Origin of the sequence: Amnibacterium sp., from assembly GCF_025463795.1 — a bacterium.
GTDB lineage: Bacteria > Actinomycetota > Actinomycetes > Actinomycetales > Microbacteriaceae > Amnibacterium.
On sequence record NZ_JAODBE010000161.1, the window covers coordinates 1 to 14789 of the forward strand.

Sequence of the window (14789 nt, forward strand, 5' to 3'; positions counted from 1 at the left end):
CCGATCGGCGCACTTCGGATCGCGGTCGGAGGCCTGCTGCTGGTCTTCGGACTGCAGTGGATGCGAAAGGCGGTGCTTCGCGCCAGCGGCCGCAAGCCGCTGCACGACGAGGCGGCGATCTTCGAACGCCAGGTGGCGACCGCGCGGGGACAGGTCGGCCGGCGTCGAGGTGTGGTGCGCGACTGGTATGGATTCACCCTCGCATTCAAGGGAGTGCTGCTGGAGGGCCTGGAGGTGGTCTTCATCGTCCTGACCTTCGGCGCGAACGCACAGAACATCCCGGTGGCGTCGGCAGCGGCCGTTGCCGCGGTCGTCGTCGTGGTGATCCTGGGCGTGCTGGTTCGTGGGCCCCTGTCGCGCGTACCGGAGAACACGCTGAAGTTCGTCGTCGGAATCATGCTGACGGCGTTCGGCCTGTACTGGGGAGCGGAGGGCGCCGGCGCCGTCTGGCCGGGTTCTGACGCGGCACTCCTGCTCATCGTGCCCGGCATGCTCGTGTTCGCGCTCGCGCTGGTCGCGCTGTTCCGTCCGCGGTCGCCTTCCGCTCCGTCTTCGACCCTCGCGCCGCCGGCCGGAGATCCGCGCCCCGCGACGGCGACGCCGGCCGCAGCAGGTTCGAGCGCGGTGGCGACGGCCGTGCGACCGCAGGTGCGTCCCCCCGCCGTGGCGGCGCTCCGCGCCTTCGGAGCGTTCTGGGTGGATTTCCTCTTCGGAGACGACTGGCAGGTCGCAGCGCTGGTAGCGGTCGGCATCGCTGGGACCGCCTGCGTCGCGATCGCGGCTCCGGCGGCCGCATGGATCGTGCTCGCCGCCGTGGTGCTCGGAACACTTCCCTACAGCGCGGTGCGGGCCCTGCGCTGAGTCAGTGCCCCTCGGGCTCCTCCTGGTAGACCCGTGACGCGTACTGCTCCAGCGCCTCTTCGCACCGATTGAGTGCCGCTTCGGCGGACGCGCGCCCAGCGGCACCGAATCGGTCCCGCTCAGTGATCCGGGCGAACCAGTCGGCCAGCTTCTTGTAGTCCACTTCGTTCTCTTCGAGTTCCGCGTAGGTGAAGTGCGACTTGTCGTACTCCTTCCGCACCTCCGCCAGGAACCCTTCGCACCGGTCGACGATCTCCTCGTATTCGTCGCTGCGAGCCCGCTGGAATGTGGCGAGCACGATGTCCTCTCCGGCGACCGCGACCCCATCGATCAGGACCGCTGTTCCACCCATCTCGAGGATGTCGTGACGGAGCTTGCGCAGCGCACGCTCGGCGAGAGGCGTCTTCGGGAGGCTCGCCACCGAGTTCTGGAGATAGACGGCACCGAGGGACTTCAATCGCCGCCATGCCGTCGACCGGAGCCGGGTCGGCTCGGACGGGATGCGATACACGAGGACGAGCCACTCGGCGGACGGCGCCGGGTCCGCCTCGGTCATGCCACGATCCTAGGTCGCCATGAAGCTCAGCGGCACGGTGGGACTCCGGCGGGGGATCCCACGGCACCGCGCAGCGGCGTCGTGGAAGCCCTGGGGACCACGTCCCACCTTGCCAGGTCCCCCTCGAACAGGTCGGCGTACGCGGCGGAAGCTCCACGTGCCCGGTCGGTCTGGAGGACGTCAGTCACCCGCGACGACATCCCTCCATGGCGGCTCGACCCTCTCGTTCAGGGCGATCATGAGGGGCTGCCTGTCTGTGAGGGTCCACTCCGGTAGATGGACGCGGTCGCCGCCGCGCATCGCGGACTCGTGCGAGAGGATGCCCGCGCAGGTGATGTTCGCCGCCCGCACCGCGTCGGGATACGGCTCGACCTCACCGAGCACGGCCCGCACGAGCCGGTGCGCGAGGTGCGGGTGCGATCCGCCGTGGCCCCCACCCTGCACGAACGAGCGGTGCTCGCTCTCGCCCTCATCGGTGTAGACGCCGCCGGTCGTGAACCTCCGGATCGGCTCCGGCAGCCGCTCGGCGAAGTCCGGCGCTTCGACCCGCTCCGCTGACTCACCGACGTAGCGGACGTGCCGCTGGTCCTGGGTCTGAGCCCATTCGAAGGACCGGATCGAACCGTAGACGTCGAAGCTCTCGCGGTACTCGCGTGCGACGGCCCACAGGTGTCGCGTGACCTCGGCCCCGAGGTCCACGTCGCGGAACTTGATGTGGGTGCTCTCGATCGCGAACGGGGATCCGTACTGCGACTTCATCCGCTCGAACACCGATCCCGAGCCGAGGCACTCCACCCATTCGGCCTGGAACCCTCCGATGCCGAGCGTCGGCGCGATCGCATGCGTGCCGTTGTAGAACGGCGGCATCCCGTCCCAGTAGGACGGCCAGCCCGTCATGTCCTGATGGTGCGAGGCGCGCAGGAACTGGATCCGGCCGAGATCCCCCCGCTGGTAGAGATCCTGCAGATACAGGAACTCGCGGGAGTACAGCGTGGTCTCCATCATCATGTAGACGCGGCCGCTCGCCCGCTGCGCGTCGACGATGCGCTCGCAGTCCTCGACCGAGACGGCCATGGGGATGGTGCACCCGACGTGCTTGCCGGCTTCGAGCGCGGCGACGACCTGATCGGCGTGCAGCTGCAGCGGCGTGTTGATGTGCACCAGGTCGATGTCGGGGTCGGCCAGCAGGTCGCCGTAGTCCGTGTAGCGCTTCGGCACGCCCCACCGATCGGCGGTCTCGTGCAGCTTCGACTCCGTGCGCTGGCAGACGGCCACCATCTCGGCGTCCGGATGCTGCTGGTAGATGGGGATGAACTCCGCGCCGAACTCGAGTCCGACGATCCCGACGCGGACTGGACGGTTTCCGGGCATGTGTTGGCCTTTCTTGATCGCGCCGAGCAGGCGTCAGACGGCGGCGAGGTCCTTGGGTCGCGTGCCGGCAGTGTCGAGGATGTGATCGGCGCTCCAGTAGGTGAGCGCCTGGATCGTGAGATTCGGGTTGTAGCCCCCGTAACTGACGAACCCGCCCCCACCGAGGGCGTACAGCCCGGCGCAGCCGTGCACCGACCCGAACCGGTCCGTGACGGACGACGTGGGGTCCTCCCCCATCCGATGGACGCCGACGTCGTGGGTGGAAAGGTGGTACGGCGGTCGCGCCGGGTCCATCCACGTCTCGCGAGCGCCCATCTCCTGAGCGATGCGGGCCTTGTACCGGCCGAACAGCGTCACCGCGTTGGCGTCGTGGTCCTCCCACTCGTGGGTGATGCGGATCGCGGGCTGACCCCACCGGTCCTTCACCGCCGGGTCCAGATCGAGGTAGTGCCGCGATGACGGGAAGTTCGTCGACTGGGAGTACATGCGGTGCAGGTGCGTGTAGTTGTCGCGCAGCCAGTGCTTGAACTCCAGCCCCCACTTCCTGACCCGCGGATTCATCAGGTGGTACGCCTCGATCGGCTGCAGGTCGCCGGTGACGCTGATGATCGGCGCCCCCCAGAGCACCCCGAGGTCGTTGTCGGGGACGATCTCGCTCGTGTAGTCGTCGATCGCGCTTGAGGCGTTGAACGTCCCCATGAAGGGGTTGGTGGCGTCGGGGAGGACGGACGCGAACCAACCGAAGTTGTGCGTCATGAAGTTCTTGCCCACCTGGCCGTGCTCGTTGATGCCGGACACGAGCAGCAGACGGACGTTCTCGAGGGAGTACGCCGCCAGCACGACGAGATCGGCCTCGACCGTGTGGAGGACGTCGTGCGCGTCGACGTACTCCACGCCGGTCGCCCGGCGGCCGTCCGCGGAGCGGAGGACTCGGAGCACACGGCTCATGTCGCGGAGCTCGAAGTTGCCCGTGGCCTTCGCCGCGGGCACGGACGTGACCTGCGTCGTCGACTTCGCCCGCACATGGCAGGGATAGCCGTGGCAGAAGCCGCAGTTCACGCATGCGGGGCGCCCGCGGTACTCGCGGGAGTTGATCCCGAGCGGTTGACGGAACGGGTGCAGGCCCAGGCGCCTGGTCGCGGCGACGAACGGCCCGTCGCCCGGGCCCGGGGTCACCGGAGGCATCGGGTAGTCCCGCGACCGGGGGGATTCGAACGGATTGCCGCCGTCACGCAGCTCGCCACCCACGTTCCCGGCTGCTCCCGACACGCCCTGCTCCCATTCGGCGCGGTCGTAGTACGGCTCCAGGTCCTGGTAGGAGAGCGGCCAGTCCTGCAGGGTCGTGCCGTCCGGAAGCGCCTGCTCGCCGAAGCGCTCGAGGATCGCGCTGCGCATCCGGAAGTCGGCCTCACGGAAGCGATACGCGGCCGCCCCCCAGTGCAACGTCCCGCCACCTGTGCCGATCGAGGGCAGCCCGTACAGCGGCTCGTCCGTACCGAGCACCCCGGCCGACCACGGCAGCACCCTGGCGGTCGATCCCGGGTCGGGGCGCCAGGTGACCGGGTCGACGGACACGCCGGCGACGATGGCGCCGCGCTGGTAGTAGCGCAGCTCGTCGTGCTTGATCTCGAAATCGGCCTGCGTGTGATCGCGCCCCTTCTCGAGGCCGAGCACCCGCATGCCCGCGGCCGAGAGCTGCTCGGCCATGATGCCGCCGCTCGATCCCAGACCGACGATGACGGCGTCGAACCGCTCCGTCATGCGCTGGTCCCGACCCGCGCGTACAGATCCGCGACGGTGAGAATCGGGATCGACCGCGCGTCCACACCGGGACGCATCTGGTCGGCCGAGAACCCCCACTGCGCTCCCGGATAGCCCACGAGGCGCCAGCCGATCTCGTCGACGTTCCCGCCGTAGGCGGGATCGCCGAAGAACCCTTGGACGACGTGCTCGCACACGATCGCGAAGAACTGGCCGAGGAAGGCGTCTGGGACGTCCGGGGACGCCTCAGCCGCTTCGAGGATGCCGCGTTGACGCTCCTCGTCGAGGTCGGCGAAGGTCCGCGCCCCGTACGGCGCCACTGCGGCCTGCAGCGCCTCGAGCCCGCTGCGGTAGGCACCCTGCAGGTCACGGCCGAACCCGGCGAGGGTGTCGTCGATGTAGTGGACGACCCCCGCCTCACGGGCGCCCGGCGATCCGGGCTCGGACGGGATGACGTGGGAGGCGATCGCATCGATGATGCGTGCTTCGTCGGGGTTGAGGAAGAACAGCGGTCGCATGCGTTCGGTCTCCTGTAGAGGTCGCGGCTGGTCCGAGAGCCGGGGCGACGCGGCGTCGCCCCGGCTCACAGGATCGGACAGGTGGCGGGTGAGTCAGACGAGCGGCTTGAGGAAGCGGAACGCTTCCTTGGCGAACCAGTCTGGCTCGACGCCGCGATGGTCGAACCCGATCTCCAGAGTGGCGAAGCCGTCGAACTCGATCTCCTTCAGCGCCTCCATGACCGCGACGAAGTCGCCCCGCCCGTAGCCGGGAGGCATGCGCTCCTCTGCGGAGATGTGGACGTGCCGCAGGTCCTTGCCCATCCGGTAGACGTAGTCCGTCATCACCTCGCGCCGGTACAGCACGTGGAAGGTGTCGAACATCAGTTTGACGTTGTCGCGACCCACCTCGTCCATCAACTCGATGGCGTGCTCCGCGGTGTCGATGAGGTTGCTGTCGTAGGACGTCGGCTCGATCGCGAGCACGATGCCGAGCGGCTCGCAGTGATCCGCAATCTGCTGCAGCGCCTCCCTGCTCCACTCCCACGCCTGCTTCCGGGTGGTGCCGAACACCACCCACCCCGGGATGTACAGCAACGTCGAACCGCCCCACTCGGCGCAGAGGTCCGCGATCAGCTTGTACTGCCTGACCGCGTAGGCCCGCTCCTCGGGTACCGGCGACGCGACGTTGTTCCCGGGAGGCGCGGGCAGCATGCTCGAGAGCACGATGCCCTCACCGTCGAGCACCCGCTTGATCTCCGCGCGGCGGGCGGGGCTGGTCGTCTCGGGGAACGCGTGGGGGCTCCACGCGCCGATCTCGATGCCGTCGTAGCCGATCCGAGCCAGCCGCTTGATGGTCTCCTCGAGCGGATACGCCGGCAACCACGACGGGAAGCTGGAGTAGGCCCAGGTGTTGAAGGAGAGCTTCATCGTTTCCGTTCCGATTCCTTCTACTTGAAGTTCGTGTTGCGATAGGTCGCGACGTTGGACTTGGTGACGAGCGGGTAGGACAGCGGGATCGACTTCGGCAAGCTCTCGCCGCTGCAGACCTTCGCCGCGGCGACCACGGCCGCCGGCTGCACCACCGGGTAGACGACGGTCGAGTCGTACGTCCCGCTCTCGATCGCCTGGAACGCCTCCTCCTGCCCGTCGATCCCGGAGATCTTCACGTCGCCGCTCCGGCCCGCCGCCTGGATCGCCTTGAGGGCACCGAGCGACATCACGTCGGCCTCCGAGAAGATCCAGCTGATCTGTCCCTTGCCGTACTTGGTGAGCAGGTTCGTCACGACGGTGTTCGAGGTGTTCGCGTCGTAGTTGCCGTTGACGTTCGCGACGACCTTGATGCCCGGGTACGTCTTCATGACCTGCTCGAAGCCCTTGGTGCGGTCGACGGTCGCCGAGGCGCCGGGCGTCCCTGACAGCAGCGCGACGGTGCCCTTGCCGTGCAGAGCGGTGGCGATGTGCTGCGCGGCGCGCACTGCGAGCGGGACATCCGGCGCCTTGATGGTCGACAGAACGGGGGTGTTGACCGTGCGGTCGATCACGACGACCTTCACGCCGGCCTTCACCGCTCGCGCCGCGGCGGGGACGAGGGCGTCCGCCACGACCGGATCCAGGATCACGGTCTTGTAGCCCTGGGCGACGACCGTGTCCAGCTGCGAGCTCTGGGTCCCCGCGTCGTTGTTGCCGTTCTGGACGGTCAGCTGCATGTTCGGGAAGTACTCCTTCGCATACTGCTGCGCCTTCGCTGCCTGAGCGGCGCCGTACGGGAACGACGTGGCGTCGTTGAGGAAGGCGACCTTGCAGTTGACGGACTGCTGGCTCGCCTTCAGCGCGAGGGCGGACCCACAGGTCGTGTCGCAGTACGGACCGAGGTCGATCTTCGCCGCCGGAGCCGCGGAGGTGCCGCCTCCGCCTCCGCTTCCGCCTCCGCTTCCGCCTCCGCCTCCGCTCGTGGCCGAGCAGCCGGCGAGCGCGAGCACGGCCGCGGCGACGAGAACGGCGGCTCTGCTCGTTCTGAATCTGGGCATGGTTGTCCTTTCTTGGGGGCTCAGGAGGGAAGCTGGGCATGACCGCGCGTCCGAGCGCGGCCGTGCCGTCACGTGGACGTGCGCGTGCGCCGGCGGTTGCGAAGGACGCCGATCGACCCGAGGAGCACCGCGGCGACGATGACGCAGCCGCGGATGATCTCGGACTGGTACGGGGAGATCCCGACGAGGGTGATGACGTTGCTGATCACTGCCAGCACGAGCGCGCCGCCGACGGTGCCCCAGATGCTGCCGCGGCCGCCCATCAGGCTGGTGCCGCCGATCACGACGGCGGCGATCGCGTCCAGGTTGGTAAGGCCTCCGGCCGTCGGCACGCCCACGCCCAGTCGCGCGGCGGTCATGATGCCGGCGATCGCGGCGCACAGGCCGGAGATCACGAAGGTGGAGCACAGGACGGTCTTGACCCGGATGCCCGAGAGGCGTGCGGTCTCAGCGCTGCCACCGACGGCGTAGATGTACCGTCCGAAGGGGACGAACCGGAGTACGAGCCACGCGATGACCACCAGCACGGCGAACACGACGAACTCGCCGGACAGCGGGCCGATCCCGCCGCCGCCGAGGAAGTCGACGACGCCGGACGAGCTGGTGAAGTAGATCGTGCTGCCATTGGTGAATGCGAGCGCGATGCCCTCCGCGATCGCGAGCGTCGCCAGCGTCATGACGAACGGCTGGATCCGGAACACGGTCGAGCCGATCCCGTTCACCAGGCCGGCGGCGCCGCCGATCGCGAGCGCCAACAGGATCGCGAGCGGCACGGGGACGTGACCCTTCAGCGCCGAGGCGAAGACGACGGTGGTGAGCTCGAGTACCGCCCCGACGGACAGGTCGATGCCGCCGGTCAGGATCACGCACGTCATGCCGATGCTGACGACTCCGATGATCGACATCTGCTGCAGCACGTTGAGCAGGTTCTGGGCACCGAGGAACGACGGCACGAACACGGCGGCGAGGAGGAGCAGCACCACGACGACCCCGACCACCGGACCGTACGAGAACAGCATCGAGCGCCGGGAGCGGCCGGAGGCAGCGGCTTCGGCCTGCACGCGCAGCACGGTCTTGTCCTCCGCCGCGACCACCGGGGGCTGTGGGGTCCCGACGGCGGGTTCAGACGGCGATGTCTTCATGATGCGTCTCTCCTGTCGGAAGTCGCTCCGTCGCTCACGCCGGAGGCGTGGCTGAGGATGGTGGTCTCCTGCATGTCGTCGCCGGCGAGCGTGACGACCACGTCCCCGCGGTGCAGCACGAGCAGCCGGGAGCACAGGGCGAGGAGCTCGCTCAGCTCGGACGAGCTGACGATCACGCACATGCCCTCGGCCGCCTGGGCACGGATCAGGTCGTGGATCTGCTGCTTGGCGCCGACATCGACGCCGCGGGTCGGCTCGTCGAGGACGAGGACGGTCGGTCCGGCGGCGAGGCAGCGCGCGAGAACGACCTTCTGCTGGTTGCCGCCCGAGAGCGCGCCCACGGGGGTGTCGACGCGTCCGGCCGGGAGCCGCATATCCAGCCGTTCGCGGTAGTCGGTCGCGAGCCGCTCCTGCGTCCGCCGTGACGCCCAACGGATCCGGCCGGTCACCATGGGCGCGACGGCGACGTTCTGCGCGACGTTGAGGTTCAGGAAGAGCCCCTGGCTCTTGCGCTCCTGCGGCAGGTAGACGACGCCCCGGTCCATCGCCTGGCGGGCGCCGCGCGGGGCATACGTGCGGCCGTCCACCTCCATGTCACCGGCCACGAGCGGGTCGACGCCGGCGAGGAGACGGCACAGCTCCGTCTGCCCGGATCCTCGGAGGCCGGCGACGCCGATGATCTCGCCCTTCCGAGCAACCAGGTCGACACCCTGCACGGAGGGACTCGCGGCGGCACGCGCGGTGAGCACGATCGGTGACGTCGTGGCCGAGGCCTCCCGCGTGGCGGTGGCACTCCGGGTCCGTTCGGGCGTCGCGCCGCCGAGCATCTGCCGGACGAGCTCGGCTTCGCTCGTGTCGGCGATCGCCCCGGCGCCGACCGTGGCGCCGTCCTTCATGACCATGTACGCCTGGCTGGTGATGAAGAGCTCGTCGAGCCGGTGGGAGACGAAGATCATGCTCGTCCCGCCGCGGCGCAGCGTCTCCATGAGGTCGAAGATGCGACGGCTGTCCTCGGGGTCGAGCGCGGCGGTCGGCTCATCCAGGATGAGGACGCGCGGGCGGTGCCGGACGGCCTTAGCGATCTCCACGAGGTAGCGCTCGGCGAGGCTCAGGTCGGCGACGAGAGTGGTCGGGCGCAGCCGCAGTCCCAGCTCGTCGAGTAGCTCGGCCGCCTCGCGACGCGTCCGGCGCCAGTCGATGATGCCGCTCCGCTTGGGGTAGGTGCCGAGCACGAGGTTCTCAGCCAGCGACAGGCCCGGAAGGAGGCTCAACTCCTGGTACACGGTGGCGATGCCCGCCGCCGTCGCATCCTGCGGCGTAGTGAAGCGGACCGGGACGCCGTCGACGAGCACCTCGCCCTCGTCCTGGCCCTGCACGCCGCTGACGATCTTGATGAGCGTCGACTTGCCGGCACCGTTCTCGCCGACGAGGGCGAGCACCGTGCTCGTGGGGAGCACCAGCGAGGCGGACGACAATGCGGCGATCCCGCCGAACCGCTTGGCGACGTCCCGCAGCTCCAGAACGGGAGTAGCACTCATCGGGTCGGCCGTCACTGCGCACCTCCTTGTCGCATCGAGCTCTGGGATCGCCACGCTCACGCGATCTGCTTTGCTCAGCGGGGAGCCTAAGTGGGCGCAGCAACCGGTAGAAGCTGCCTGCTTTCTTTCTTTTTCGCCATATATCTGGCGCCAAAGACGACATCACGGACACGAGCGTGTGCGGTCGCACATAAAGTTCTCGCGTGGGTACGTTGTGGACCGAGGTCGAGCTGCTCGAGGACGACCGGAACCTCACGCAGGACGGACACAAGGCACGGAGCGTGATCGCCCGCTTCATCGCCGGGCGCTCCCGAACGAGCCGGAGCGACATCGTGAAGGTGACCGGTCTGGCGCGATCCACCGTGGACCAGCATCTCCGTGTCCTGCTCGACCACGGCCTCATCGAGGAGTCGGACGCCTCCCTCAGCGAGGTGCGCGGCCGGCCGGCGCAGACGTTCCGCATCTCGGCCGACCGAGGGGTCGTCCTCGTCGCCGCCGTGTCGCTGTCCAAGACGCGGCTCGCGCTCACCAGCCTTGACAAGCAGATCGTGCGCCGGGCCGATATCGACGTCGACGTGTCCATCGGTCCCGCACGGCTGCTGGACGAGGTGAGCGAGACTTTCGCCGCGATGATGGCCGACGCGGGCCTGTCTCCTGACAAGGCGCTCGCCATGTCGGTTGGTCTGCCGGGACCAGTGGACCTCAGGCAGGGGTACGCCGTCAGGCCGCCGCGCATGCCGGGCTGGGACGGCTACAGCGTCTGCAAGCACATGGCGGATGCCTTCAACTGCGACATCGTGGTGGACAACGACGTGAATCTGATGGCCCTGGGCGAGGCGCGTGCACTTCGGGGCGGCAGCCTCCCGCTCCTCATGGTGGACATCGACAGCGGCATCGGCGGCGGCCTGGTCAGCGAGGACGGGCTGCTGCTGCACGGGGCGGACGGAGCCGCCACGACGATCGGGCATACGAGGGTCCCGGACATGCAGGGCGTGATCTGCCACTGCGGCGGGAAGGGCTGCCTCGAAGCCGTGACGTCGATCGATGCGATCGCCGCGCGGCTCGGAACCGTCCGGGGAGAGCCCGCGTCACCGGCAGATCTGCTGCAGGCTCTGACGCTGGGTGACGGCGCCGCGACCAGTGTGGTGCGGGACGCGGCCCTCTTGATAGGCGACGTCGTCGCCAACCTCGTGAACTTCTACAACCCGGCGCGCATCGTGCTCGGCGGACCGGTCACCGAATGCACGGAGGACATGCTGGCCCAGATCCGGAGCGTCGTGTACCAGCAGGCGCAGCCGCTCGCGACCCGGAACCTCTCCATCGTCCACAGCTCCCTCGGGAACGAAGCGGGGCTCGTGGGCGGGATGGTGAACGCGATCGAGCAGGTCCTTTCCCCCCGTGGAATCCAATACCAGACGCGGAGCGCGGACTCGAAGATGCTGCCGCTGGGGCTCTGACCGTCCCCTCCGCCACCGCTCGGCGGAAGCGCCGAGTCGACGCTGCCGGCTATTCCTGCGACCACGGCGACGTTCGCTCGAGCGCGCAGCTCGTGGCCCTCAGGAACGCCCGGTCAGCCGGCGCGCTGCTCAGGCCACACGGGGTCGACCGCTTCGTACCAGTCGCGAATCGCGCCGACGGCGTTCGGGTGCGGCTTGAATCCACGACGGAGGCTCTCGCCGGGGTGCTCCCCGAACGCCTGCAGGTAGTCGCCGGCGAACCGCCCCATGTGGACGAACCCGCCGACGTCCTGCGCGACCCGGGTCACCGTGGTCCGCTGCGGCGACGACCGCAGGAGCGCCGTGCGAACCGCTTCGAGACGCATCCGCTTGAAGTAGGCGCTCGGCGTGGTTCCGGTCGCCTCGTGGAAGCTCGCACGAAGCGCTCGCTCCGTCGTTCCGATCGCGGCCGCGATCAGGGCGACCCGGGGCGCGGCGGCCATCCGGCGGCGCATCTCCTCGATGGCCGACTGCACGAGCGACTCGGTCCCCGATGTCGGCACGGCGAGCAGCATGCCGCGATCGGCATGCGGCAGCTCCAGGAGGATCGTCGAGAGCAGCGCGTCGCGAAGCTCCCACGCCACCGGCGAGGGCACCTCTCGACGCCCGTTCCTCGTGGCGCGCAGCGCGGCCGCCACCAGGGCGAGCACGAGCTGCGACGCAGGGGCTTCATCCTCGAGCGCGAATCGGATCGGTCGCTCGTACGTGCCGGCGAGGATGGCGAAGCGTCGCTCGAGGGCGTCGGCCGGGATCAGGATGCAGAGCGTCCGGAGATCGCCGCTCCAGGTCATCGCGGACTCCGCTCCAGGCACGAACATCGCGCTCCGCGAGGTGCCGACGGCTGCCTGCTCGCCGCGACTGGTGACCGCGAACGAGCCACGAAGCGCGAAGTTGATGGCGTACTTGTCGAGGGGCTCCGCGGTGATCGCCATCGGACTGCCGTACTCGAAGTGACCGATCGTGAGATCGGCGATCGTCGTGTGGGTGACGACCGCGTGGAACGCGTCGGGGTGGCGCGCGTGGATGCGATGCTCCCCGATCACATCGCCGACCGTGCGCTCGGCATCGAGGGGATCGCGGGTGTCGACGAGCGTCTCGGCGAGCGGGCCGCGGCGGGTGTCGGCCGGGCCGTCCGAGGGGGTGAGCGTCATGACACGGAGCGATGGTAGCCGCAGGTTCGAAACGAGGGACACGAGTTCCATGAGGCTCAGCCCGGGAGCGTCGACCCCGATGCGCCGAGTCCCGATGGGTCACAGGAGGTCCCCCGGGGTCCTCCTCATCCGGTTCCGCCGCTCCGCCTATCCGCAATGCGCCCCGGATCGCGATCCCGCCCCCCTCGGCTTGACCGCTCGTCGGCAGCCGGGCGAAGGTGCCGGAGGCGCAGCGACGGACGCTCGCCGAGAACGATGACGTACGGGTGCGGAGCGACGGGGGTCGCACGTGGCCCCGGTCGTCGAGGGACCGCGCCGGATCGGCGACGACAGGCCGGGCGACGACAGGTCGATGGGATCGACGCTGTGCCGGGGAAGGAGCGGGAACCGCATGTGCGAGTCGTCGGGGAGTACCGCGTCCGATGAGGTGCCGTCCCTCGAAGCGCTCCCCGAACGGTCGGAGGGACACACTCAGCCGACCGGTCCGCCCAACCGCGGCGCGGTCGAGGGCTGCGCGGCCCGCGCATGCCGGCCGCCTGAGGATCGGGCCGCCATCGCGGTCATCTTCTGCGACATCGACGGTCTGCGCCGGTCCGGCGACGACCTCGGTCCCGGCGCCGGCGTCCAGGTCCTGGCCGAGGTCGCGGCGCGCCTCCGCGGCGGTCTCCGGCCGGGCGACACCGTCTCGCGGATCGCGGGCGACCAGTTCGTGGTCGTCCTCGATCGCGTCGCAGGCGAGAACGAGGTGCAGTCGATCCTCCGCCGCCTCGAGGACTCACTCGCGGCACCGCTCGCGATCGGCGACGGCTGCGTCTCGATCCGGCTGTCGACCGGTCTCGCCTTCAGCCGTGATCCGCTCCTCGGCGACGATGCCCCTGCGGCGGCTCGTACGCCCGTCCGGCCGGCCGACCTCACGATGTACCAGCGCATGAACCGGGCCTCCGGGGCCCTCCGCGGCCTCCCCCTCGGACGCCCCCAGATGCTCGCCCGCGATCTCCCCGGCGCTGCGGAGCGAGGCGAGATAACGGTGCTGTACCAGGCGCAGGTCGACCTGGCGACCGGCGGCATCGTCGCCGTCGAGGCACTCGCCCGATGGGCCCACCCTGCGCTCGGCACCGTCTACCCGGACGAGTTCATCCCTCTCGCCGAGCTGATCGGCGAGATCACCTCGATCGGGCACGCCGTGGTGCGGCAGGCCTGTCAGGACCTCGCGCGGTTGCGCGCTCGCCATCCGCGGCTCGGGCTGGCGGTGAACGTGTCGGTCGACGAGCTCGGCTCCCCCCGCTTCGTCCGCGACCTGTGCGAGGTCCTCGACTCGGCCGGCCTCCCCCCTGCAGCCCTCACGATCGAGCTGACCGAGTCGAAGCTGCCGGAGGACCCGCTCGTCGCCGTGCAGCAGCTGTCCGAAGTCGGCGCCCTCGGCGTCGGCATCGCCCTCGACGACTTCGGCACCGGGTACACGTCACTCGCGCAGCTGCGCGACGTCCCGGTCACCGAGATCAAGGTCGACCGGTCCTTCGTTCGGCCTCCCGAGCCGAGTCCGCCCGACCTGCTCTCGGGGATCGTCGGCCTCGCGCGCGGGCTCGGCCTCCGGACCGTCGCTGAAGGCGTGTGCAGCGAGGAGGACCTGGAGCGGGTGCGCGAAGCCGGTTTCGACCGCGGGCAGGGCTTCGGCCTCGGGGCGCCGGTCGAGATCGATGAGCTCGCGAAGCGACTCGGCGATGCGGCCGCGTAGGCGGCGTACGGGGTTGCCCGCCCGCCAGGCTCCCGTCCACTCGCTCGAGCCCGCACTCAGCATGGCGGGTGCTTGATCCGATCGCATCTTGCTGTTGGACGACTGAGTAGGAACGGCCCACAGTGGAACCCGACGAAGCGGTCCGGCCGATGCGGCCGACCGCCGCGCGTGCCGGCTTCCGCACCATCGATCGAGACCGGAGGAGTTGCACGGTGAGGAAGAGCAGACAGGTGCTGGCGGTCACCGCCTTGGGGTTGGGCGTGATCGGTGTGATGGCGGGGTGTGCCGTGTCCGCGGCGGGGGCGTCGTCGAGCGGCGTGGCGGCGTCGCCGTCGGCGTCATCCTCGTCGGCGGCGGGGAGGCCGGCGGGTGGATCGAATGCGCGGTCCGGGCCGGAGCCGGGGGGCTCCTCCGGCACGGTGGACAGTGTCGCGTCGTCGGGCTTCACCCTGACGACCTCGGCGGGGCAGAAGGTCACCGTCGATGAGGCGTCCTCGACGACCTACCGGTCCGGGTCGAGCGCCGCGTCGGCGAGCGCGGTGACCGCGGGCACGAACGTGCTCGTGCTCGGCACGGTCAGCGGAACGACGATCACCGCCACCCAGGTCACCGTGGGCTCCGGCACCAACGGCGGATCGGCGGCGTCCACCG

Annotated in this window: 13 protein-coding genes; 4 read left to right on the top strand and 9 right to left on the bottom strand. The window is 69.6% G+C overall.

Annotated features, from left to right (window positions below; translation table 11 throughout):
- Positions 1–861 (top strand): hypothetical protein (locus tag JWQ92_RS13395; protein ID WP_297344958.1); only part of this gene is annotated, 861 nt, incomplete at its 5' end.
- A gap of 1 nt (position 862) precedes the next feature.
- Here the strand turns inward: JWQ92_RS13395 and JWQ92_RS13400 are convergent.
- The 8 genes from JWQ92_RS13400 to JWQ92_RS13435 form a co-directional block, all read right to left on the bottom strand.
- Complete coding sequence (locus tag JWQ92_RS13400) at positions 863–1417, bottom strand: Chromate resistance protein ChrB (protein ID WP_297344959.1); 555 nt, start codon at positions 1415–1417, stop codon at positions 863–865.
- 180 nt (positions 1418–1597) lie between these two features.
- Positions 1598–2788 carry a Gfo/Idh/MocA family oxidoreductase gene (locus JWQ92_RS13405; protein WP_297344960.1) on the bottom strand — a complete coding sequence of 397 codons (1191 nt, stop codon included), beginning with the start codon at positions 2786–2788 and terminating at the stop codon, positions 1598–1600.
- A gap of 33 nt (positions 2789–2821) precedes the next feature.
- Positions 2822–4549: a GMC family oxidoreductase gene (locus JWQ92_RS13410; protein ID WP_297344961.1), complete on the bottom strand. Its 1728-nt coding sequence runs from the start codon at positions 4547–4549 to the stop codon at positions 2822–2824.
- Positions 4546–5067, bottom strand: coding sequence for a gluconate 2-dehydrogenase subunit 3 family protein (locus tag JWQ92_RS13415; RefSeq protein WP_297344962.1), 522 nt, complete (start codon positions 5065–5067; stop codon positions 4546–4548). Before JWQ92_RS13415 ends, JWQ92_RS13410 begins: the two co-directional genes overlap by 4 nt.
- A gap of 93 nt (positions 5068–5160) precedes the next feature.
- A complete protein-coding gene (locus JWQ92_RS13420; RefSeq protein ID WP_297344963.1) occupies positions 5161–5976 on the bottom strand; it encodes a sugar phosphate isomerase/epimerase in 816 nt (271 codons plus the stop codon).
- A gap of 20 nt (positions 5977–5996) precedes the next feature.
- Entirely contained in the window at positions 5997–7076 is a 1080-nt protein-coding gene (locus tag JWQ92_RS13425) for a substrate-binding domain-containing protein (RefSeq protein WP_297344964.1), read from the bottom strand.
- A 68-nt stretch (positions 7077–7144) separates the two neighbouring features.
- Complete coding sequence (locus JWQ92_RS13430) at positions 7145–8218, bottom strand: ABC transporter permease (RefSeq protein WP_297344965.1); 1074 nt, start codon at positions 8216–8218, stop codon at positions 7145–7147.
- Positions 8215–9771 (bottom strand): sugar ABC transporter ATP-binding protein, encoded by a 1557-nt coding sequence (locus JWQ92_RS13435; RefSeq protein WP_297344966.1) that lies wholly within the window; start codon positions 9769–9771, stop codon positions 8215–8217. The genes JWQ92_RS13430 and JWQ92_RS13435 overlap by 4 nt, the downstream gene beginning before the upstream one ends.
- 188 nt (positions 9772–9959) lie before the next feature.
- Here JWQ92_RS13435 and JWQ92_RS13440 point away from each other — a divergent pair, with 188 nt between their 5' ends.
- Positions 9960–11213 (top strand): ROK family transcriptional regulator, encoded by a 1254-nt coding sequence (locus tag JWQ92_RS13440; RefSeq protein WP_297344967.1) that lies wholly within the window; start codon positions 9960–9962, stop codon positions 11211–11213.
- Between the two features lie 113 nt (positions 11214–11326).
- On the opposite strand, the gene JWQ92_RS13445 is transcribed toward JWQ92_RS13440, so the two are convergent.
- Positions 11327–12403 (bottom strand): AraC family transcriptional regulator, encoded by a 1077-nt coding sequence (locus JWQ92_RS13445; protein ID WP_297344968.1) that lies wholly within the window; start codon positions 12401–12403, stop codon positions 11327–11329.
- Between the two features lie 391 nt (positions 12404–12794).
- On the opposite strand from JWQ92_RS13445, the gene JWQ92_RS13450 reads away from it, so the two are divergent.
- Together JWQ92_RS13450 and JWQ92_RS13455 are read left to right on the top strand one after the other, a co-directional pair.
- Positions 12795–14138, top strand: a complete 1344-nt coding sequence (locus tag JWQ92_RS13450; protein WP_297344969.1) for a bifunctional diguanylate cyclase/phosphodiesterase — start codon at positions 12795–12797, stop codon at positions 14136–14138.
- 419 nt (positions 14139–14557) lie between these two features.
- On the top strand, positions 14558–14789 hold a 232-nt coding region (locus JWQ92_RS13455; RefSeq protein ID WP_297344970.1), incomplete at its 3' end, for a hypothetical protein.